Source organism: Kitasatospora acidiphila (genome assembly GCF_006636205.1).
Classification (GTDB): Bacteria; Actinomycetota; Actinomycetes; order Streptomycetales; family Streptomycetaceae; genus Kitasatospora; species Kitasatospora acidiphila.
Genome location: NZ_VIGB01000003.1, coordinates 1,663,188 through 1,682,193 on the forward strand (window position 1 = coordinate 1,663,188; position 19,006 = coordinate 1,682,193).

The 19,006-nt window shown below is 73.4% G+C and carries 19 protein-coding genes and 1 pseudogene; 11 read left to right on the top strand and 9 right to left on the bottom strand.

Translation table 11 applies throughout. The features are described from left to right. Positions 1–75: 75 nt before the first annotated feature. Genes E6W39_RS08410 through E6W39_RS08420 form a run of 3 tightly spaced genes read right to left on the bottom strand, consistent with a single transcriptional unit; the run spans position 76 to position 3,412 of the window. Complete coding sequence (locus E6W39_RS08410; protein WP_141632992.1) at positions 76–972, bottom strand: SDR family oxidoreductase; 897 nt, start codon at positions 970–972, stop codon at positions 76–78. Then, the gene (locus tag E6W39_RS08415; RefSeq protein ID WP_141632993.1) at positions 969–1,880 is read right to left on the bottom strand and encodes an alpha/beta fold hydrolase; all 912 of its coding nucleotides are present in this window, start codon (positions 1,878–1,880) and stop codon (positions 969–971) included. The genes E6W39_RS08410 and E6W39_RS08415 overlap by 4 nt, the downstream gene beginning before the upstream one ends. After that, on the bottom strand, positions 1,877–3,412 hold the full coding sequence (locus E6W39_RS08420) for a flavin-containing monooxygenase (protein ID WP_141632994.1): 1,536 nt from the start codon (positions 3,410–3,412) through the stop codon (positions 1,877–1,879). Before E6W39_RS08420 ends, E6W39_RS08415 begins: the two co-directional genes overlap by 4 nt. A 214-nt stretch (positions 3,413–3,626) precedes the next feature. Between E6W39_RS08420 and E6W39_RS43440 the strand changes: the two are divergent. Both E6W39_RS43440 and E6W39_RS08425 read left to right on the top strand, forming a co-directional pair. Continuing rightward, a pseudogene (locus tag E6W39_RS43440) lies at positions 3,627–3,820 on the top strand (MerR family transcriptional regulator); the annotation flags it as partial. A 3-nt stretch (positions 3,821–3,823) separates the two neighbouring features. After that, positions 3,824–4,402, top strand: coding sequence for a MerR family transcriptional regulator (locus E6W39_RS08425; protein WP_323809173.1), 579 nt, complete (start codon positions 3,824–3,826; stop codon positions 4,400–4,402). On the opposite strand, the gene E6W39_RS08430 is transcribed toward E6W39_RS08425, so the two are convergent. After that, the gene (locus E6W39_RS08430) at positions 4,393–5,295 is read right to left on the bottom strand and encodes an NmrA/HSCARG family protein (RefSeq protein WP_141632995.1); all 903 of its coding nucleotides are present in this window, start codon (positions 5,293–5,295) and stop codon (positions 4,393–4,395) included. The genes E6W39_RS08425 and E6W39_RS08430 overlap by 10 nt on opposite strands. Before the next feature lie 76 nt (positions 5,296–5,371). Here E6W39_RS08430 and E6W39_RS08435 point away from each other — a divergent pair, with 76 nt between their 5' ends. Beyond that, the gene (locus tag E6W39_RS08435; protein ID WP_141632996.1) at positions 5,372–5,842 is read left to right on the top strand and encodes a MarR family winged helix-turn-helix transcriptional regulator; all 471 of its coding nucleotides are present in this window, start codon (positions 5,372–5,374) and stop codon (positions 5,840–5,842) included. Between the two features lie 130 nt (positions 5,843–5,972). Beyond that, the gene (locus E6W39_RS08440; RefSeq protein ID WP_181799675.1) at positions 5,973–6,776 is read left to right on the top strand and encodes an inositol monophosphatase family protein; all 804 of its coding nucleotides are present in this window, start codon (positions 5,973–5,975) and stop codon (positions 6,774–6,776) included. Positions 6,777–6,789: 13 nt separating this feature from the next. Here E6W39_RS08440 and E6W39_RS08445 read toward each other — a convergent pair whose 3' ends face one another. Both E6W39_RS08445 and E6W39_RS08450 read right to left on the bottom strand, forming a co-directional pair. Then, the gene (locus E6W39_RS08445; protein WP_228718028.1) at positions 6,790–8,349 is read right to left on the bottom strand and encodes a pyridoxal phosphate-dependent decarboxylase family protein; all 1,560 of its coding nucleotides are present in this window, start codon (positions 8,347–8,349) and stop codon (positions 6,790–6,792) included. Between the two features lie 62 nt (positions 8,350–8,411). After that, on the bottom strand, positions 8,412–9,776 hold the full coding sequence (locus E6W39_RS08450) for a diaminobutyrate--2-oxoglutarate transaminase family protein (protein WP_141632999.1): 1,365 nt from the start codon (positions 9,774–9,776) through the stop codon (positions 8,412–8,414). Positions 9,777–10,092: 316 nt separating this feature from the next. Here E6W39_RS08450 and modA point away from each other — a divergent pair, with 316 nt between their 5' ends. Genes modA through E6W39_RS08465 form a run of 3 tightly spaced genes read left to right on the top strand, consistent with a single transcriptional unit; the run spans position 10,093 to position 12,877 of the window. Beyond that, positions 10,093–11,013, top strand: a complete 921-nt coding sequence (gene modA, locus E6W39_RS08455) for a molybdate ABC transporter substrate-binding protein (RefSeq protein WP_141633000.1) — start codon at positions 10,093–10,095, stop codon at positions 11,011–11,013. After that, on the top strand, positions 11,010–11,816 hold the full coding sequence (gene modB / locus E6W39_RS08460) for a molybdate ABC transporter permease subunit (RefSeq protein WP_141633001.1): 807 nt from the start codon (positions 11,010–11,012) through the stop codon (positions 11,814–11,816). The genes modA and modB overlap by 4 nt, the downstream gene beginning before the upstream one ends. Next, positions 11,813–12,877, top strand: coding sequence for an ABC transporter ATP-binding protein (locus tag E6W39_RS08465; protein WP_141633002.1), 1,065 nt, complete (start codon positions 11,813–11,815; stop codon positions 12,875–12,877). The genes modB and E6W39_RS08465 overlap by 4 nt, the downstream gene beginning before the upstream one ends. A gap of 13 nt (positions 12,878–12,890) precedes the next feature. On the opposite strand, the gene E6W39_RS08470 is transcribed toward E6W39_RS08465, so the two are convergent. After that, positions 12,891–13,724: a patatin-like phospholipase family protein gene (locus tag E6W39_RS08470; RefSeq protein ID WP_141633003.1), complete on the bottom strand. Its 834-nt coding sequence runs from the start codon at positions 13,722–13,724 to the stop codon at positions 12,891–12,893. 259 nt (positions 13,725–13,983) lie between these two features. On the opposite strand from E6W39_RS08470, the gene E6W39_RS08475 reads away from it, so the two are divergent. The 3 genes from E6W39_RS08475 to E6W39_RS08485 are packed head-to-tail and all read left to right on the top strand — an operon-like array spanning position 13,984 to position 15,580. After that, positions 13,984–14,292 carry a hypothetical protein gene (locus tag E6W39_RS08475; RefSeq protein WP_141633004.1) on the top strand — a complete coding sequence of 103 codons (309 nt, stop codon included), beginning with the start codon at positions 13,984–13,986 and terminating at the stop codon, positions 14,290–14,292. A gap of 2 nt (positions 14,293–14,294) precedes the next feature. Next, positions 14,295–14,915 (top strand): hypothetical protein, encoded by a 621-nt coding sequence (locus E6W39_RS08480; RefSeq protein WP_141633005.1) that lies wholly within the window; start codon positions 14,295–14,297, stop codon positions 14,913–14,915. Further along, positions 14,837–15,580: an amidase domain-containing protein gene (locus E6W39_RS08485; protein ID WP_141633006.1), complete on the top strand. Its 744-nt coding sequence runs from the start codon at positions 14,837–14,839 to the stop codon at positions 15,578–15,580. Before E6W39_RS08480 ends, E6W39_RS08485 begins: the two co-directional genes overlap by 79 nt. A gap of 75 nt (positions 15,581–15,655) precedes the next feature. Here E6W39_RS08485 and E6W39_RS08490 read toward each other — a convergent pair whose 3' ends face one another. Both E6W39_RS08490 and E6W39_RS08495 read right to left on the bottom strand, forming a co-directional pair. Then, entirely contained in the window at positions 15,656–16,360 is a 705-nt protein-coding gene (locus tag E6W39_RS08490) for a DsbA family oxidoreductase (RefSeq protein WP_141633007.1), read from the bottom strand. 175 nt (positions 16,361–16,535) lie between these two features. Then, positions 16,536–17,636, bottom strand: a complete 1,101-nt coding sequence (locus E6W39_RS08495) for a DUF5937 family protein (protein WP_141633008.1) — start codon at positions 17,634–17,636, stop codon at positions 16,536–16,538. A gap of 100 nt (positions 17,637–17,736) precedes the next feature. On the opposite strand from E6W39_RS08495, the gene E6W39_RS08500 reads away from it, so the two are divergent. Continuing rightward, positions 17,737–19,002 (top strand): MFS transporter, encoded by a 1,266-nt coding sequence (locus E6W39_RS08500; protein ID WP_228718029.1) that lies wholly within the window; start codon positions 17,737–17,739, stop codon positions 19,000–19,002. Positions 19,003–19,006 lie beyond the last annotated feature (4 nt).

Consider the following 19,006-nt stretch of genomic DNA (forward strand, 5'->3'; position numbering starts at 1 on the left):
CAGGCGCGATCCTACCGCTCGATCGGAGCAGGCGCCCAAGGCCGCCGCGCACGACGCCTTGGGCGACCGGCCCGCTCAGGGCCGCCGGAGCCGCCGCGCCGCCTCGTCGGCCGCACCGCCAGCGCCGACCGCGTGCATCCGGCTCACCGCGGTCAGCGCCAGTCGCGGTGCCATCCGGGCCACCTCGCGGGAGCCGACCACGGCCACCAGGCTCGGCAGCACCCAGCGCATCGGCTGCATGCCGCGCAGCCAGGCCTGGGCGTAGACGTGCGGGGAGCGGCGGGCGATGCCCGCGACCAGCCGGTCCACCGCCGGGCCGATGGGGTAGGTGCGGTTGGCCGGCCACGGCAGCTTGGCGCGCATCTCGCGCATCAGCTCGTCCTGGTCGGCGCCGCGCACCATGTCGGTGTCGGTCCAACTCAGGTATCCGACACCGACCTTGATCCCCTGGTAGGCGACCTCGGCGCGCAGCGAGTGGGCGAAGGCCTCCACCCCCGCCTTGCTGGCGCAGTAGGCGCTCATCAGCGGGGCCGGGGTGAGCGCGGCCAGCGAGGCGATCTGCAGCAGGTAGCCGTGCGACTCGGCGAGCGCGGGCAGGAACGCCCGGGCGGTGGTGATGCTGCCGAGCAGGTTGACCTCGATCACCCGGTTGTAGGCCGCCGGGTCGCTGTCCAGCATCGGACCGCCGATCGCGATCCCCGCGTTGGCCACCACGGTGTCGATCCGGCCGTACTTCTCCTTGATCGCCTGGGCGACCAGGCTCAGCCCCTCCAGGTCGGTCACGTCGGCCTCCCAGTAGCCGGCGTCCGGTCCGCAGAGCGCGGCCGCGGCCTTGAGCTCCTCGGGCTCCAGGCCGACCAGCGCGACCTTGGCGCCGCGGTCGGCGAGCTTGCGGGCCATCAGCGCGCCCAGCCCGCGGGCGGCTCCGGTGACCACGACGACCTGGGAGTGCAGCGGCGGAACGGTGGTCATGCGACATCGGTCCTCTCGGTGGGCAGGTGGGTGGTGACCAGTCGGCGGAGCTCGGCGGCGACCTCGTCGGGGCGCTCGACCGGGGACATGTGGCCGGCGCCGGGCAGCAGGAGCCGGCCGTCGGGCTCGGCGAGGGCGGCGAGCATCGTCTCGGTGTGCGGCGGCGGGGTGAGCTTGTCGTGGCTGCCGACCAGCACGGCGGTGGGCGCGGCGAGCCGGGCCAGGCCCGCTCGGACGTCCAACTCGCGGAGCACCCGCCCCCAGTTGGCCCGCACCACGCTCGGGCAGGCGTGCACCACCTCGGCGCACGCCCGCACCGCCTCCGGGCCGCTTTCCGGGCCCATCACCCCGAACTTCAGCACCGCCTTGCCAGGTGCCGTGATCGGGCCCAACGGCAGCCGGGAGTTGAGCAGTTGACGATGGAACAGGCGGCGCAGCCCGGTCGGCAGCCAGCGCGGCGCCAGCCGGGCCAGGCGGACCAGATCGGCCGGTCCGGTGCTGCAGAGCAGCACGGCGGCCGTGCGTTCGGCGATCGCGGCCCGGTCGCCGGCCGCCATGATGGTCATCCCGCCCATGCTGTGCCCGGCGAGCACCGCGCGCTCCCCCGCCGGCACCACGGCGGTGACCACGGCCTCCAGGTCGTCGGCCAGCGCATCGGTGGAGTAGCCGTGCCGGGTGGGCGGGATGTCGCTGCGGCCGTGCCCCCGCTGGTCGTAGGCGACCACCCGGTGGTCGGCGGCCAGCCGGTTGATCACCGGTGCCCAGAAGGCGATCGCGCAGGCCCAGCCGTGCGCCAGCACCACCAGCGGCGCGCCGGCGGGCCCGAAGGACTCGACATTGATCCAGTGGCCGTCGGCGGAGCGGATCCGGCGGCGCTCGGCCGGCTCCGGAAGCAGGTAGTCGTTCATGCCATCACCCGCTGCTGTGACGGGATCTGACGCTTGATCAGCTCATACTCGGCGAGGTCGATGCGCCGGGTGGCGCGGCGGTAGGAGCTGGTCGAGCCGGGCCAGAGGGTGGTGTTCTTGCCGTCCTCGGTGAGGTACCAGCTGCGGCAGCCGCCGGTGGTCCAGACGGTGCGCGCCATCTTGTGCTGCAGGCGCTGGTTCCAGACCCGCTGGGCCCGCTCGGTGGGGTGCAGGGCGGTGGCGCCGAGCGACTGGAGGGTGGTCAGCGCCTCGACCATGTAGGTCAGCGAGGACTCGATCATCAGGATCATCGAGCTGTTGCCCAGGCCGGTGTTGGGGCCGATCACGAAGAACAGGTTGGGGAAGCCGTGCACGGTGGTGCCGCGCAGCGCCTCCATCCCGCTGTCCTTCCACGCATCGGCCAGGGTCTGGCCCCGGTCGCCGAAGATCCGGGACGCGACCGGCATGTCGGTCACGTGGAAGCCGGTGCCGAAGATCAGCACGTCGGCCTCGGTCTCGGTGCCGTCGGCGGCGACCAGGGTGCTGCCGCGCACCTCGCGCAGGCTGCTGGTGACCACCTCGGCGTTGGGGGCGGCCAGCGCCGGGTAGTAGCTCTGGCTGAGCAGGATCCGCTTGCAGCCGATCCGGTAGTCGGGCGTCAACTTGGCGCGCAGCGCCGGGTCCTTGATCTGCTGGGCGATCTGCCGCTCGGCCATCCGCTGGACCAGTTTGAGCAGCGCGGGGCGCCGCACGAACGCGTCCACCTGGATCTCGCGGACGGCGAAGAGCGCCGCCCGGCGCAGCGCGGTGGTGGCCGGCACGGCGCGGTGCAGGGCCTTCTCCAGTGCGCTGATCTCCCGGTCGACCTTCGGCAGGACCCAGGCGGGGGTGCGCTGGAAGACCGTCAGCCGGCCCACCTTGGGCTGGATCGACGGGACGATCTGGATCGCCGAGGCGCCGGTGCCGACCACCGCGACCCGCTTGCCGGCCAGGTCGTAGTCGTGGTCCCACTGCGAGGAGTGGAAGACCTTGCCGGGGAAGTCGGCCAGCCCGGGCAGCTCCGGGATCTGCGGCTCGGAGAGCGGACCGGTGGCGGAGACGATGGCGTCGGCGGTCCACTGCCCCTGGCTGGTGGTGACCCGCCAGCGGGCCTCGTCGGACTCCCAACGGGCCTCGACGACCTCGTGGTTGAAGCGCAGGTGCGACCGGAGCCCGTAGGTGTCGGTGACCCGCTCCAGGTAGGCGCGGATGTCCGCCTGGCCGGAGAAGCTGCGCGGCCACTCGGGGTTGAGCGCGAAGGAGAACGAGTAGAGGTGGGACGGCACGTCGCAGGCGCAGCCCGGGTAGCTGTTGTCGCGCCAGGTGCCGCCGACCGAGTCGGCCCGCTCCAGGATCACGAAGTCGGTGATCCCGGCGCGGCGCAGGCGCACCCCGGCGCCGATGCCGCCGAAGCCGGAACCGATCACAACGACTCGCACATGCGGCGGGTCGGTGGGCTGGGCGCTGCGCGGTTTGGGGGTTCGGGCGGCCATGCGGGTCCTCTCTGGTGCACACGCGGGGTGGGGGCTCGGACCTCGGAGTTCGTGGGTGAGCTTAGGTGCCGTCCGTCCCGTCCCGGAGACCGGTGGTCCCGCAGGACGGCACGGCGATGATCGTGCCAGTAATTACTGGCACGATGGGAGGGTAGCTGTTGACACTGAATCTCGTAAGGGGTCCGGCATGGCCGAATTCCAGGGCCCGCGCCCTATGCTGAGCCGTGTGGCGGAGATCGACGAGCGGCCGGCGGAGCAGCCCGCACGGGAGTACCGGGTGGAGGAGCTGGCCGCGGCCGCCGGCATCACCACCCGGACGCTGCGCTTCTACCGCGAGCGCAAGCTGCTACCGCCGCCGCGCAAGGAGGGCGGATCGCCTGGTACGGCGAGGCCCACCTGTCCCGGCTGCGCATGATCGCCGAACTGCTGGAGCGCGGCCACACCCTGGGCGGCATCGCCGAGCTGATCGGCGCCGGCGAGAGCGGGCGGGACGTCGCGGAGCTGATCGGCCTGGCCGACGCCATCATCTCCCCCTGGTCCAACGAGACGCCGGTCTCGATGAGCTGGGACGAACTGGCACAGGCCTTCGGCGACCAGCTGACCGAGGCCAACACCGCCGAATCCATGGCCCAGGGCTACATCACCGTCACCGAGGACGGCATCACCCACATCAGCCGCCGGCTGATGGAGGCCACGGTGGCGCTGATCCAGGAGGACATTCCGCTCGCCGCCGTGCTGGACGTCAGCCGCAAGGCGCAGGAGTACGCGGACGCGATGGCGGAGGTCTTCGTCGGCCTGATCCGCGATCAGCTGCTCGGCGCGCTCACCGGGGACGAGCCGCTACCCCCGGGCGAGGCGGCGCACCTCACGGAGCAGCTGCTGCGGGTCCGGCCGCTGGCGCGCACCGTCGCCGATGCGCAGTTCGGGCTGGCGATGGACCGCCGGGTGCACGCGGAGTACGACGAGGTCCTGCGGCGGCGTCAGGGCTGACCGGCGGTTGCGTCGAGGTTCCACTGCCGGGCCGCCGCCCAGTTCTCGAAGGTGTGCCAGTCGATCTGCGGGTAGTCATGGTGCAGCGCGGGGATGTCCACCGTCAGACCGACCTCCTGGAAGTAGCGGAACATCGCCGCCAGGTCGGGCGAGTAGCCTTCGGCCACGGCCAACGGCACCTCGCGGGCGGTGATCTCGCGCCCGCTGGCCGCGGAGATGGCGGCGGCGATCTGGGCGGGGGTGCGCCACTGCGAGGCCAGGTCGATCCGCCGGCCGGCGAACCGCTCCGGATCGGTCAGCGCGAGGGCGGCCATGGCGCCGATGTCGGCCGCCGCGACCACCGGAAGCGGCCGGTCGACGGGCATCGGGATCGAGAAGTAGCCCTCACGCAGCGACTGGAGGGTCCAGCCGTTGGCGTAGTTCTCCATGAAGGCGCCGGGGCCGAGCACCGTCCAGGGCAGGCCGAGGCTGACGAGGTGCCGCTCGATCCGCCACTTGCTGTCGAAGTGGGGGATGCCGGTGCCGAGGTCGGCATTGGTGGCCGAGGTGAAGACGACGTGCGCGACGGTGCCCGCGGCCCGGGCCGCGTCCAGCAGGGCGATGCCCTGGCGGACCTCCGTCTCCAGGTCGGTACGGAACGGAGTGGACATCGCGAACAGCGCGCCGGCACCGCGCAGTGCGTCGAGCAGCGACTCGGGTTCGTCGAAGTCGGCCCGCACGACGTCCACACCGAGCTCGCGCAGCGCGGCGGCGGCCGGGGAGGTGACGTCCCGGGTGAGCGCCCGGACGGTGCGCCCGGCGCACAGCAGGGCGTGAACGGCGGCACCGCCCTGGGTACCGGTGGCCCCGGTCACGGCGACGGGAAGTGACTGGGCGTAGAATTCCTGTGTCATGCAGATAACGTAGCGTCGATCATCTGCGCGACGCAACTAATTAATCGCACGCCCCATCGCACTCCGGAGGCCACCCATGACCCGTGAAGCCCTGCTGGACGAGTTGCGCGCCGAATCCCGCCGCTACGTCGCCTCCTACGTGCTGTTCAACCAGGCCGTCGCCGACCACTTCGGGCTGCATCCGACCGACGTCCAGTGCCTCAACCTGCTCTCCCTGGAGGACGGCCCGGTCACCACCGGCCGCATCGCCGAGCTGACCGGCCTGACCAGCGGCTCGGCCACCAGGCTGGTGGACCGGCTGACCAAGGCCGGCTACGTGGTCCGGGAGCGCGACCCGCAGGACCGGCGCCGCGTCCTGGTCCAGCCGGTCCCGGAGGCGATGGTCCGGTTCGGGGCGCTCTGGCGCGAGTTGGCCGTCGACTGGGACGCCCTCTTCGACCAGGACAACGAGGCCGAGTTGGAGCTGCTGATCCGCCACATGCGCCGGACCACGGAGCTGGGACGACGTCAGGTGGCCCGGCTCACGGCGCGCGGCACCGCGGAGTAGCGCACGGTCACGGCGCGCGGCACCGCCGACCAGCGCACGGTCACCGCTTCCGCACCGGTGGCCGCCGCAGGTCGCGGCCGGGCGGCCGTGGGAGAGTGGTACCGAGCGAAGGGAGCGTAGGCGCGTGCTCATGGAGAAGGTGGCGGAGATCCTCACCGAGGCATCCGCCGAGGCCGTCGAGCCGCGGTTCCGCGCCCTGGCGGCCGGCGAGGTGATGGAGAAGGCCCCGGGCGACGTGGTGACCGTCGCCGACCGCGAGGCCGAGCTGATCATCGCGCGCCGACTGCGCGAGCTGCTGCCGGTGCCGGTGGTCGGCGAGGAGGCGGTGGCCGCCGACCCCGCGCTGGCCCGGGCCCTGCACAACGAACCCGCCTGCTGGCTGGTCGACCCGGTCGACGGCACCGCCAACTTCGTCGCCGGCCGCCCCGACTTCGCCGTGATGGCCTCGCTGATCCGGGACGGCGAGGCGGTGGCCGCCTGGATCTGGCAGCCGATGACCCGCACCAGCTATGTCGCCGAGCTGGGCGCCGGGGCCTGGCGGGACGGGCGCCGGCTGACCCGCCCGCCCGCCGCCGACGATCCGGCGAAGTGGCGCGGCTCGGTCAAGCACTATCTGCGCCGCCCGGGCCTCTTTCCCGGCCTCGACACCCGAATACCGGCCTTCGGGCAGCTCACCACCGGCCGCCGCTCGGCCGGGATGGAGTACCCGCTGGTCGCCGACGGCGAGTTGGAGTTCCTGCTCTACTGGCACACCCTCCCCTGGGACCACGCGCCCGGTTCCCTGCTGATCCGGGAGACCGGTGGCGTCTCGGCCCGCCTGGACGGCTCGCCGTACCGCGCCGACCCGCCCGGCGGCGTCGACGGGCTCCTGGTGGCCTGCGACCCGCACACCTGGGAGCGCACCCGGGCGATCCTGCTGGGGTTGAGCAACTGACGGATCCGGCTGGTCAGTCCAACTCCCGTGCGGTACGCAGTACTTCGATGAGCAGCTGGTCCAACTGGGCTTGCGTGGCGTGCGGATTGAGCAAGGTCAGCTTCAACCAGACCGCCGGGGCCGCCGACTCCGCGCCCGGGACCGGCAGTTCGGCCCGGCCCAGCACCGCCCGGCCGGTTTCCAGCAGCCGGCGCCGCAACTCGGCATTGCCCCAGTCCTGTTCCCAGCCGCGAACCCGGCCCTGGTCCTGGCTCCCGCTCCTGCGCCGGCCCACGTCCCGCACCCGGAAGACCACCGTGGTCAGGGTCGGCTCCCCGTGGAGCTCGAACTCGGCGGTGGCCCTGATCCGTTCGGCGGCATAGCGGGCCAGCCGGTGGCAGCGGTCCACCAGGCGGCCGAGGCCGGCCCGGCCCAGGGTGCGCAGGGTGACCGCGATCTTGAACGCGTCGGCCCGCCGGGTGGTGCGCAGCGAACGCCCGAGCAGGCTCGGGTAGCCGGCCGCCTCGTCGTCCGCCGGATTGAGGTAGGCGGCACGGCGGGCCAGCGAGGCGTAGCTCTCGGCGCGGCGAGCCAGGAAGACCCCGGCGGCGACCGGCTGCCAGCCGAGCTTGTGCCAGTCCAGTGAGACCGAGTCGGCCCGGTCGATGCCGGCCAGCAGCGGCGCCAGCCGATCGGAGAGCAGGGCGCCACCGCCGTAGGCCGCGTCCACGTGCAGCCAGGCGCCGTACTCGGCGGCCAGCTCCGCACAGGCGGGCAGCGGGTCGATCGCGCCGGTGTCGGTGGTGCCGGCCGTGGCGACCACGGCCACCGGGGTCTCACCTGCCCGCACACTCGCGGCGAGCGCCTCGGCCAGCGCCCGCGGGTCGAGCCGCTGCGCATGGTCGACCGGCACGCCGACCACCGCGCGCTCCCCCAGGCCCAGCACGGCGGCGGCGCGCTGCACCGAGAAGTGCGCCGCCTGCGAGGCGAACAGCCGGGGCCGCCGGGCCGGATCGATGCCGTCCAGCTCCGGCCGGGAGCCGGCGGCGCCCAGCACGGTGTCCCGGGCCAGCATCAGCGCCATGAGCGTGGACTCGGTGCCGCCCGAGGTGAGCACCCCGGCCGCCTGCTGCGGCTGATAGCCGACCAACTCGGCCAGCTCGGCCAGCAGTTCGGTCTCCAGCACGGTGGCGGCCGGCGCCTGGTCCCAGGAGTCCAACGACGGATTGAGCGCACTGACCGCCAGGTCGGCGGCCACCGCCACCGCCAGGGGAGGGCAATGCAGATGGGCGGCGCAGGCCGGGTCGGCGGGATCGGCCGCGCCGTGGACGAGCAGGCGGGTGAGGTCGGCCAGCGCATCGGCTGACGGCGCGTCGGGCCTGAGCGCTGCACTCACCCGCTGCGCCAACTCCCCCGGCAGCCCGGCCGGCAGCGGCCCGCCGCGCTCGATGGCACCGGCGGCGAGCGCGGTCAGCACGGTGTCCAGCAACGGGCGCAGCGCAGCCGGGCCGGCCACACCGCCGGCCAGGGCGGCCGGGTCCAACGGGCCGGCCACACCACCAGCCAGCGCGGCCGGGCCCGACAAGCCACCCACACCGCCAGCGTCCGACGGGCCGTCAGCAGGCGGTCTGGGGGCTGCCGTCCGAGCGCCGCCCGTCATCGGGGGGCCGCCGCGGCGATCGCGTCGGACAGCCGGTCGAGCACGGCGTGGGCCTGTTCGTCGGTGATGGTCAGCGGTGGCAGCAGTCGCAGCACGGCGTCGTGCCGGCCGCCGAGCTCCACGATCAGGCCGCGGGCCAGGCAGGCCTCGCGCACCCGCCGGGCGAGCGCCGGGTCGGCCGGGTACGCCCCGCAGACATCCGGTTCCGCGCTCGGGTCGACCAGTTCGACGCCGATCATCAGACCGCGCCCCCGGACGTCGCCGATGACCGGCAGCTGCCGTTGCAAGGCGGTCAGTTCGGTCATCAGGTACCGGCCGACCGCCGCCGCCCGCGAGGCCAGCCCGTTGGCCGTGACATGGCGCAGCGTCGCCGCGCCGGCGGCCATGGCCAGCGTGTTGCCCCGGAAGGTGCCGGTGTGCGCGCCGGGCTGCCAGCCGTCGTACTCCTCGCGGTAGACCACCACCGCGAGCGGCAGGCTGCCGCCGATCGCCTTGGAGAGCACCATCGCGTCCGGTGTGATCCCGCTGTGCTCGACCGCCCACATCGCGCCGGTGCGGCCGACCCCGGTCTGCACCTCGTCCACGATCAGCGGGATGCCGCGCTCGGCGGTGATCCGCCGCATCTCGCGCAGCCAGTCGTCCGGCGCCGGCACCGCGCCGCCCTCGCCCTGCACCACCTCGACGATCATCGCGGCGGGTCGGACCACGCCACCTGACGGATCGTCAAGCAGCCGTTCGACGTACCGCACGGACACCCGCTCCCCCGCCTCGCCGCCCAGCCCGAACGGGCAGCGGTAGCGGAACGGGAACGGGAGCCGGGTGACCTCGCCGCCGCTCGGCAGCGGCTCCTTGACGGCCACGTTGCCGCTGACCGCGAGCGCACCGGCGGTCATGCCGTGGTAGCCGCCGGTGAAGGCCAGGGTGCCGCGCCGCCCGGTGACGGTCTGCATCAGCTTGAGCGCCGCCTCCACGGCGTCGGTGCCGGCCGGACCGCAGAAGTGCACCCGGGCTCCGCCCGCGAACTCCGCGGGCAGGCTCTCCAGCAGCGCGGTGGTGAAGTCGTCCTTCTCGGCCGTGGCCAGGTCGAGGAGGTGCAGTGGGGCGCCGCTGTCCAGGGTGCGACGGATCGCGGCCAGCACCACGGGGTGGTTGTGGCCGAGGGCCAGGGTTCCGGCGCCGGCCAGGCAGTCCAGGTACCGCCGGCCGTCGGCGCCCTCCACCGTCATCCCGTGGGCCCGCACCGGGACGATCGGGAACGAGCGGGCGTAGGTACGGGCGGCCGACTCGCGAACCCGCTGGCGCCGCAGGATCGCCTCCGCGGGCGGGGCGGGCTCGGCTGTTGGCGCTGCTGTGAGGGGCACGGCACCTCCAAAGTTAGGTAAGCCTAACCTTATCTCATGCCCGGTCGGCCACCGCGCGCCGTCTCGATCAACGAGCGACCAGCCCCCGGGTCACGCCGCACCCCTGACGACCCATGAGGTCGGCGAAGGCGGCGAACCGGGCAGCAGTGGTGGTGGCCGCCAGGACGGGAGTGGGCTCGGCCCGCCTCGCGTGTGCGAAGACACAGGGGACAGGAGGCTTGCATCTGCGGCACTATGATCGGCTTAACGGCCGCACTTGCGAGCATTCAATGCGACAACCGCGCCCCGCCCGGGCCGGCAGGAGGGGAAACTTCTGATGACCACCAACCGGACCCGCACCGCAGCCGCCGCTGTGGCCGCACTCGCCGCGCTCACCCTGGCCGCCTGCTCCAGCAGCACCGGCTCGAGCAGCAGCGCCTCGTCCTCGTCGAGCACCGGTGCCTCGCCCGCCCTCTCCGGCACGGTCACCGTCTTCGCCGCCGCCTCGCTGCAGGGCACGTTCACCGACCTCGGCAAGAAGTTCGAGGCCGCCCACCCCGGCACCAAGGTGACGTTCAACTTCAACGGCAGCTCGACGCTGGCCCAGAACATCGTCCAGGGAGCCCCGGCGGACGTCTTCGCCGCCGCTTCGCCCGCCACCATGAAGACCGTCAGCGACGCCAAGGACACCGCCTCCGACCCCAAGGTGTTCGTCCGCAACACCCTGGAGATCGCCGTCCCCAAGGGCAACCCGAAGCACATCGCCGCGCTCAAGGACCTGGCCGCCCCCGGAGTCAAGGTCGCCCTCTGCGCGCCCCAGGTGCCGTGCGGCGCGGCCGCGCTGACCGCGCTCAAGGCGGGCAACGTCAGCCTGACCCCGGTCACCCAGGAGCAGGACGTCAAGAGCGCGCTGAACAAGGTCGAGCTCGGCGAGGTGGACGCGTCGGTCGTCTACCACACGGACGTGCAGGCCGACGCGGGCAAGGTCGCCGGTGTGGACTTCCCCGAGGCGGCCAAGGCCGTGAACGACTACCCGATCGCCGACCTGGCCAAGGCGCCCAACCCGGCCGCGGCCAAGGCGTTCGTGGCCTTCGTGGAGTCGGCCGAGGGGCAGCAGGTGCTGACCGCCGCCGGATTCCAGTCGCCGACCGCCGGCGGTTCCGCCGCCCCGTCGAGCGCCGCCTCGGGTAGTGCGTCCGCGAGCGGTGCCTCGGGTAGCGCGTCCGCCGCCCCGTCGACCGGCGCCACTGCTTCGTGAGCCGGCGCGCCTCCCGGAGCCGGGTCCCGGTCGCGCTGCTGCTGCCGGCGCTGCTCGGGCTGGTCTTCCTGGTGCTGCCGCTGGCCGGGTTGCTGATCCGCGCACCCTGGCGGGCGCTGCCCCGGCAGCTCACCAGTGCCGACGTCTGGGAGGCGCTCAAGCTCTCACTGATCTGCGCCACCAGCGCCACCATCGTCTGCCTGCTGCTCGGGGTGCCGCTGGCCTGGCTGCTGGCCCGCACGGAGTTTCCGGGCCGGCGGCTGGTGCGGGCGCTGGTGACCGTGCCGCTGGTGCTGCCGCCCGTGGTCGGCGGTGTCGCGCTGCTGCTGGTGCTGGGGCGCAACGGGATCGTCGGACGCTGGCTGGACTCCGCCTTCGGGTTCACCCTGCCGTTCACCACCCCGGGCGTGGTGGTGGCGGAGGCCTTCGTGGCGATGCCGTTCCTGGTGATCAGCGTGGAGGGGGCGCTGCGGGCCGCCGACCCCCGCTACGAGGAGGCCGCCGCGACGCTGGGCGCCTCCCGGCTGACGGCGTTCCGCCGGGTGACCCTGCCGCTGATCGCCCCCGGGGTGGCCGCCGGGGCGGTACTGGCCTGGGCGCGCGCCCTCGGCGAGTTCGGTGCGACCATCACCTTCGCCGGCAACTTCCCCGGCCGCACCCAGACCATGCCCCTGGCGGTCTACCTGGCGATGGAGAACGACCCGGAGGCGGCGATCGCCCTGAGCCTCGTGCTGCTGGCCGTCTCGGTCGCGGTGCTGGCCGGACTGCGCGGCCGCTGGATGAGCGCGGGAGGGCAGGCATGACCGGGCCGATCGCCCTGGACGCCCGGCTGCGCGTCGAACGGCCCGGCTTCACGCTGGACTTGACGCTGCAAGCGGCGCCCGGTGAGGTCGTCGCCCTGCTCGGACCGAACGGCGCCGGCAAGTCGACCGCGTTGCGTGCCCTGGCCGGTCTGCTCCCCCTCGACGGCGGCCGACTGGCCCTGGACGGCGTGGTGCTGGCCGATCCGGCCGCCAAGCTCCAGGTGCCCGCCGAGCGGCGGCCGGTGGGCGTGGTCTTCCAGGACTACCTGCTCTTTCCGCACCTCAGCGCCCTGGACAACGTCGCCTTCGGGCTGCGCTGCCAGGGCCGATCGAAGGCCGCCGCCCGGGCCGAGGCCGCCGAGTGGCTGGCGCGGCTCGGACTCGCGGACCATGCCGATGCCAAGCCCCGGCGCCTCTCCGGCGGCCAGGCGCAGCGGGTGGCGCTCGGCCGGGCGCTGGCGGTGCGGCCCCGGCTGCTGCTGCTCGACGAGCCGCTGGCCGCGCTGGACGCACGGACCCGGCTGGAGGTGCGGTCGCAACTGCGGCGCCACCTGGCCGCGTTCGAGGCGGTGGCGGTCCTGGTGACGCACGACCCGCTGGACGCCATGGTGTTGGCGGACCGGCTGGTGGTGATCGAGGACGGGCGCGAGGTGCAGTCCGGCACCCCGGAGCAGGTGGCCCGCCATCCGCGCACCGACTACATCGCGCGGCTGGTGGGGCTGAACCTCTACCAGGGCGTGGCCGCCGGACACCGGCTGACGCTGCCCGGCGGCGTGGCGCTGACCACGGCCGACGAGCTGTCCGGCCCCGCGTTCGCGGCCTTCCCGCCCGCCGCCGTGACCCTGCACCGCGAGCGCCCGGACAGCAGCGCCCGCAACTGCTGGGAGCTGACCGTGCAGGGGCTGAATCTGCACGGCGACCAGGTGCGGGTCGAGTTGGCCGGTCCGCTGGAGTTGGCCGCCGACCTCACGCCCGGTGCCGTGCACGAACTCGACCTGGCCCCGGGCAGCACGGTCTGGGCCACCGTCAAGGCAGCCCAGACCCGCGCCTACCCGGCCTAGTCGTCCAGGGCGTTCAAGCCCAGAACCCGCGCAGCCCGTCGGCGAGTTCCCGGCCCTGGGCCCGGCCCGCGTCGGCGGCGGGGGCGCGGGTGGCGGCAGCGAGCGGGTCGGCGCCGAAGGCGGCGAGGGCGGCCTCGCTGGGCGTGACCACCTCGACGCGGGCTCCGGCCTCGGTCAGCCCGGCGACCTCCTGCTCGAGGAACGCGTCGGGCATCGGCGCGAGCACCAGCACCCGGTCGGACCCGGCGGCCAGGCGGGTGTTGCTGATCGACGGCACACCGCCGTCCAGGTACGGCACGCCGTCGATCTCCACCGTCGGCCAGATCCCCGGGATCGCGCAGCTCGCGGCGACCGCCGTCACCAGCGGCACCCCGCTGGTCCGGTCGAAGAGCCGGTAGTCGCCGGTCACCGCGTCCACCGCCACCACGGTGAACGGGTGCTGCGGCCAGTCGTGCACGGGCAGCCGGCTCTCGATCACCGCCAGCCGCTCGGCCGGTGCGACCGTCTCGGCGGTGCGGGCCAACTCGCCGGCCCGGCGGCGGATTTCCGCCGGATCGGACACCTCGGCCAGGAGCGCCTCCCAGAACGCGAACAGCTCGGCGGTGGTCATGCCGACCGGGGCGAGCTCCTGGCTCTGCAACTCCGGCCTGACCTGACGGTCGAACAGGTCCTGGTACGGGAGCCCGCTCAGCAGCTGCGCCCCGACTGCCGAACCAGCCGAGGTGCCGATCACCTGGTCGACCTCCCGAACGTCCAGCCCCTGGTCGGCCAAACCTGCGACGACCCCGTTCAGCCAGGCGATACCGGCGACCCCGCCACCACCCAGCACCAGCGCCCTCGTCGACAAAACGACCCACTCCCCTCGCCCGCGGCCACTCTGGTCACCTTGATCAACCCCGCCTTCCGGTGATCGATTCCCGCCGGGCGCGGATCACTTCGTGTCCGCTCAACTCGCCGAGACTGTTGGCGGGTTGTGACAACACTGGCCTGGTCCCGGTCTCCTGGAGCGGCCGATAATCAGACCCCGGGTGCCTGACGGTCGTTCGGACCGGGCAACGCGGCCCGCGCGCAGGCGCGGGGAACGGGGAAACGGGGGAACGGGAACGATGAATGACATCAACATCCATCCGGACAACGTGCGCGCCTCGGCCGGCGCGATCCAAGACGCCGCCGGCCAGACCGGGATTCACCACTTGGACGACAGCTTCACGGTGGCGGCGGCCGACAGCAGCTGGCAGACGGCGGGGGCGGTGACCCGCTGCGCCACCGCCTGGCAGGGCCGCCTGACCACCGTGACCACCCAGCTGCAGCAGTACGCCGACCAGCTCAAGCAGTCCGCCGACTCGTACGACGCGGCCAACACCGAAGCCGTGCAACGCCTCCAGCAGGCGTTCGCCCAGCTGAACGGGGGCTGACGATGCGTTACCTCAGTGATCTGCAGCAAGCCGACCCGGCAGCCTGGAAGCGCGTCGCGGACGGCTGGCTGGCCGCCGTCAACATGACCACCACCGCGGTCGACGACCTGCACGCCCAGGGCGTCGGACCGCTCAGCAGCTTCTGGATCGACCCGGTCGGCCAGGCCGCCACGCAGAAGGTCAAGGACCAGGCCAACGCCCTGGACGCGGCCGCCGACATCATGCGCAGTGTGGTGATGGTGCTCGACGGCTTCGCGCACAGCCTGGAGTACGCGCAGGCCACCCTGAACCAGGCCCTCAGCATGGCGGCCGAGTACCAGCTCCAGGTCGACCTGGTGCAGGGCTGCGTCCAAGTGTCCGACGTCTCCCCCACGGTGGGTAATCCGCCGCAGGTCAACCAGATCAACGAGCTGCTCCGCGAGGCCTTCCGGGAGGCCGACCAGGCCGACCGCCAGGTGGCCGCCGAGCTGGACAAGCTGACCTGCGACACCGGTGTGGTGGACCCGGGCCAGGCACTGGACTCGATCCAGGGGACGCCTCGCAGGTGGAGCTCTCCGCCTACGCGGGCGACATCCCCGACGGCTCGGACCCCAACCTGGTGGCCGAATGGTGGGCGGGCCTGAACCCGCAGCAGCAACAGCAGTTCATGAACGCTGACCCCGTCAAGATCGCCGGGCTGCCCGGCATCCCCGACACCGTCAAGGGCGAACTGCAGGGCACCGACGGCAAGTACGACCGGGTGGCGTTCATCCAGTACGCGACGGACCACTGGAACGACGACCACGGCAACGTCAGCGGCGAGGACAACTGCACCAACTTCACCTCCAACGCGCTGCACGAGGCCGGCATGCACTACAAGGGCTCGACCACCTACGACAGCGACGGCTGGGGCCAGAGCGTGGCCGGCCAGGGCGGCTGGGACCTCGGCCTCGGGTTCATCGCCGGTCAGGAACACACCAACAGCTGGAGCGCCGCCCAGAACCTGCACGACTTCCTGCTGAACAACGGCGGCGTGCAGGTGCCGCGCGACCAGGTCAAACCCGGCGACATCATGTTCCTGCAGCAGGACAACAACAAGGACACCGACCTCTTCGGCGACGGCCTGCAGCAGGGCAGCGTGCACCACACCGCCATCGTCACGGCGGTGACCCCCGACGGCGACATCCGCTACACCCAGCACAGCGACCCGCGTCTCAACGTCAGCCTGGACGGGCGCTCGCAGCACGAGCTGGAGTCGGAGGGGCAGCAGAACTACCAGTTCGTCCGCCCCCAACCGAACTGGTACTGACCGGGTCCGCATGCCCGCCGCCGCTCGGGTGCCCGGGCGGCGGCGGGACTCGCGGTCCCGAAGAGCGGCGGACGGTCAGGACTTCAGCAGCGCGGCGGCCCGGCCGAGGAACTCCTCGTAGACGGCGGGGTCGTCCTTGTCGATCACCGGGGCGCCGGTGCCGAACCCGCCGTTCACCCAGTGCAGGGCCATGCCCGGGTTGGCCAGGTTGCTGCCGTCGGCGAGGAAGAGGTGCGGGCTGCAGGTGACCCGGCCGTTCTCGGCGCTGTGGAACTGCTCCATCACCATGGACCGCGCGAAACCGGTGTCCAGGGCGGCCGCCAGCCGGTCCACGTCCACCGCGCCGGTCTCCTCCGCGACCTCCAGGATCACGTGGCGCAGCGATATGCACCGCCCCTGTGCCCAGAAGGCCAGCCGCAGCGCCCGGTCCAGCTGCTCACTGGCGTGCCAGCTCTGCGACTTGGCCGCCTGCACCGCCTCCAGGGCGGGCAGCGTGGTGACCGGGTAGGTCCAGTCCGGCCCCTGCCAGAGCCGCCAGCCGGCGTCCGGCTCCACCGCGCTGAGCACCGCGTTCTCCGAGTCCACCCCGGGGCGGTAGTTGACCCGCTTGTTGAACAACTCCAGTGGGAAGCACCGGAGATCGAACCAGATCTTCCCCTCCAGTCCGAGCCGCCGCCGGGTCTGGTGCAGCCGGTACACCCCCACGTGGGCGAACGCGCAGTTGAGGTCGGCGTAGACGGCGATGGTGTCGGGCGTGGCGGGCAACCGCGGGTCCGTCATGGATCCTCCGGGAGTCGGGGTGGCGGGACCGCTGGAGAGACAGCGGACTGACCTCTCGATTCTGGAGAAACCCGGACGGCCGGTGCCAGTGAACAACCGGGTTGGCGTGCTGATCAGTTGTTCTACGTCGCGTCGTCCCGGTTGTTCCCGCTGGTCGAGGAGGGCGGCCGGGTGGTCAGCGCAGCACCGCCTCGACCAGGTCCGCGCCGAGCCGGGCGCTGCTGGCGAGGTCGAGCGAGTAGAGCACGTAGCGGCCGCGCCGGCGGACGGTCAGCAGGCCCGCCTTGCGCAGCACCGCCAGGTGCCGGGAGACCTCGGGCGCGGTGAGGTTCCAGGCCGCCGCCAACTCCCCGGTGGTCTGCGGGCCGCGCGCGATGGTCCGGGCCAGCCGCAGCCGCACCGGATGCGCCAGCGCCTCCAGCCGCTGCTGGACCAGCGCCAGCGAGACCGGCTCGGCGAGCCCCGCCTCCGCCACCGGGTACTGCAGCACCGGCTGCCAGCCGCGGCTGTGCACCACCACCAGGTGGGGCCGGCCGAACACGGTCGGGATGAAGGTCACCCCGCCCGCCTCGGTGGCGCTCACCGTGTTGTCCTGGAGCTTGTCCACCACGATCCGCCGCCGGCCCGACCCGTCCTCGTCCAGGGTGACCGCCGAGGAGACCGCCGCCAGCGCCTCGGCCAGTCCGCGCCGGGCCAGCAGGTCGGCCTTGTGCCGGGCGTCGGCGGCCAGCCCGGGCACCAACTGCCGCCAGGCCTCGGCGAAGAAGGCCTGGTCGCAGTCCTCGAGGAGCCGCCGGACCAGCGCCCGCACGGCCGCCGGGTCGGCGAGCAGCCGCTCGGTGAACGCCGCCTGCCGCGGTCCGCGCGCCGCCGCCAGCTCCCTGGCCCGGTCCCGGGCACCCTGGTCGGTCAGCGGCGAGGCCGCCGGGCGGTAGCTCAGCCGCGCCGAGCCGCAGCTGGTCAGCAGGGCCGCGGCCACATAGCGCTCGTCGTCCAGTCGGTCGACGGCGTCCAGTTCCTCCGCGAGCGTCGCGGCCGGGCTGGCCGGAAGCAGGAAGTCGGCGCGCGAGTACCGCCAGAGGAAGTCCGCCTCGATCAGCCGGTCGGCCAGTTCCGGCTTGAGCATGCCCGCCGTCGCCGTCGCCCAGCCGTGCAGGGTCGGATGGTGCCCCGGCTCCGCCAGCAGATGCAGCATCGCCACCAGCTCCCCCAGCGGCGACGGGGTGAAGCGCAGGCGGTCCTCGGGCAGCGCGGTGATGTCGATGGTCATGCTCACGGGCCAGGATCCTGCCAGGTCAGCGCCCGCGCCCGGCGCGGATTGACGGGACTCGTCAATCCGCGTGCCTGCGGGGCACGGTGGGGCGCAGCGTCGGGGCATGACACTGACGCAACCGAAGACGCGGCCTGACGAGAGCCTCGGCCGGCCTGAACGGCCGCACAGCACCGTCCAGTTGCTCCGGGCCGCGGGCGGCACCCGGTATGCGGCCGCCCTGGTGGTGGACGCCCTCGGCGCCGGGCTGCTCCGCCCGTTCCTGCTGCTCTACGGGGTGAGCGTGCTGGGCCTGAGCGCCGGCCGGGCCGGGTTGGCGCTCTCGCTCGGCCTGCTGGCCGGCCTGGCGGCGCTGCCGCTGGTCGGGCGGTGGATCGACCGCGGTGCGCGCAGCCTGCCGGTGGCGGTCACCCTGCTGGTGCGCGCGGTCGGTGTGCTGGTGCTGCTGCTGACGCGAGGCCCGGTCGGGTTCACGCTCGCCGCGGTGCTGCTCGGGGTGGGCAGCCAGTGCTGGCCGACCGCGCACGCGGCCACCGTCGCCACCCTGGTCGAGGGCCGGGTGCGGGACGCGGCGCTGGCCGCCGGGAGGTCGCTGCGCAATGCGGGGCTGGGCGCCGGGGCGCTGATCGCCACGGTGGCGATCAGCGCCGGCACGGGCGCCCTGCGCGGGCTGGCGGTCGTGACGGCGGCGGCGTGCGTGGTGGCCGCGGCGCTGGTCTGGTCGCTGCGGGTGGCGGCGCCGGCGGCGGCCCGTGCACAGCGGAAGCAGCGGGAGCGGGGCCCGGCCGGTGGCTTGAGCACCGTGCTGAGCCTGGCCAACCTGCCGTTCGCGTTCTGCTTCGACGTGCTGGAGGTGGCGCTGCCCGCCCTGCTGGTGACCCGGCTGCGGGTCTCGCCGGCCTGGTCGTCCGGCATCTTCGTGGGCAACACGGTGCTGGTGATCACCACCCAGCTGGCGGTGGTGCTCTGGCTGGCCAAGCGCTCGCGCCGCTCGGCGCTGACCCTGGGCGGGGCCTACTGGCCGTGTCCTACCTGGGTTTCTGGCTGGCCGGCGGGCTCGGCGGGGCGACCGGTGAGGGGGCGATCTGCCTGGTCTCGGTGGTCTACACGTTCGGCGAGATCGTCTACTCCGGTGCCGGTACCGCCCTGGTGGTGGCCGCCGCGCCGCCGGAGCAGCTGGGGCGGGCGCTGGCCCGCTGGGAGCTCTCCAACGGCCTGGGCCGGGCGGCCGCGCCCGCCTCGCTCACCGCGCTGCTCGCCATCGGGCCCGGCGCGCTCTGGGGGTGCTGGCGGCGGCCACCGCGGTCGGCGCGGCCACGGTGCGCCGGGTCGCGCCGGACGCCTGACGCTTTGTCGACTTATGGCTGGCTGAACGG

Excerpts from the sequence above, each read along its gene's own strand:
- E6W39_RS08430 (WP_141632995.1), bottom strand. The coding sequence starts at position 5,295 with ATGACACAGGAATTCTACGCCCAGTCACTTCCCGTCGCCGTGACCGGG.
- E6W39_RS08415 (WP_141632993.1), bottom strand. The coding sequence starts at position 1,880 with ATGAACGACTACCTGCTTCCGGAGCCGGCCGAGCGCCGCCGGATCCGC.
- E6W39_RS08410 (WP_141632992.1), bottom strand. The coding sequence starts at position 972 with ATGACCACCGTTCCGCCGCTGCACTCCCAGGTCGTCGTGGTCACCGGA.
- E6W39_RS08420 (WP_141632994.1), bottom strand. The coding sequence starts at position 3,412 with ATGGCCGCCCGAACCCCCAAACCGCGCAGCGCCCAGCCCACCGACCCG.
- E6W39_RS08435 (WP_141632996.1), top strand. The coding sequence starts at position 5,372 with ATGACCCGTGAAGCCCTGCTGGACGAGTTGCGCGCCGAATCCCGCCGC.
- E6W39_RS08500 (WP_228718029.1), top strand. The coding sequence starts at position 17,737 with ATGACACTGACGCAACCGAAGACGCGGCCTGACGAGAGCCTCGGCCGG.
- E6W39_RS08475 (WP_141633004.1), top strand. The coding sequence starts at position 13,984 with ATGAATGACATCAACATCCATCCGGACAACGTGCGCGCCTCGGCCGGC.
- E6W39_RS08425 (WP_323809173.1), top strand. The coding sequence starts at position 3,824 with ATGATCGCCGAACTGCTGGAGCGCGGCCACACCCTGGGCGGCATCGCC.
- E6W39_RS08480 (WP_141633005.1), top strand. The coding sequence starts at position 14,295 with ATGCGTTACCTCAGTGATCTGCAGCAAGCCGACCCGGCAGCCTGGAAG.
- modA (WP_141633000.1), top strand. The coding sequence starts at position 10,093 with ATGACCACCAACCGGACCCGCACCGCAGCCGCCGCTGTGGCCGCACTC.
- E6W39_RS08490 (WP_141633007.1), bottom strand. The coding sequence starts at position 16,360 with ATGACGGACCCGCGGTTGCCCGCCACGCCCGACACCATCGCCGTCTAC.
- E6W39_RS08465 (WP_141633002.1), top strand. The coding sequence starts at position 11,813 with ATGACCGGGCCGATCGCCCTGGACGCCCGGCTGCGCGTCGAACGGCCC.
- E6W39_RS08440 (WP_181799675.1), top strand. The coding sequence starts at position 5,973 with ATGGAGAAGGTGGCGGAGATCCTCACCGAGGCATCCGCCGAGGCCGTC.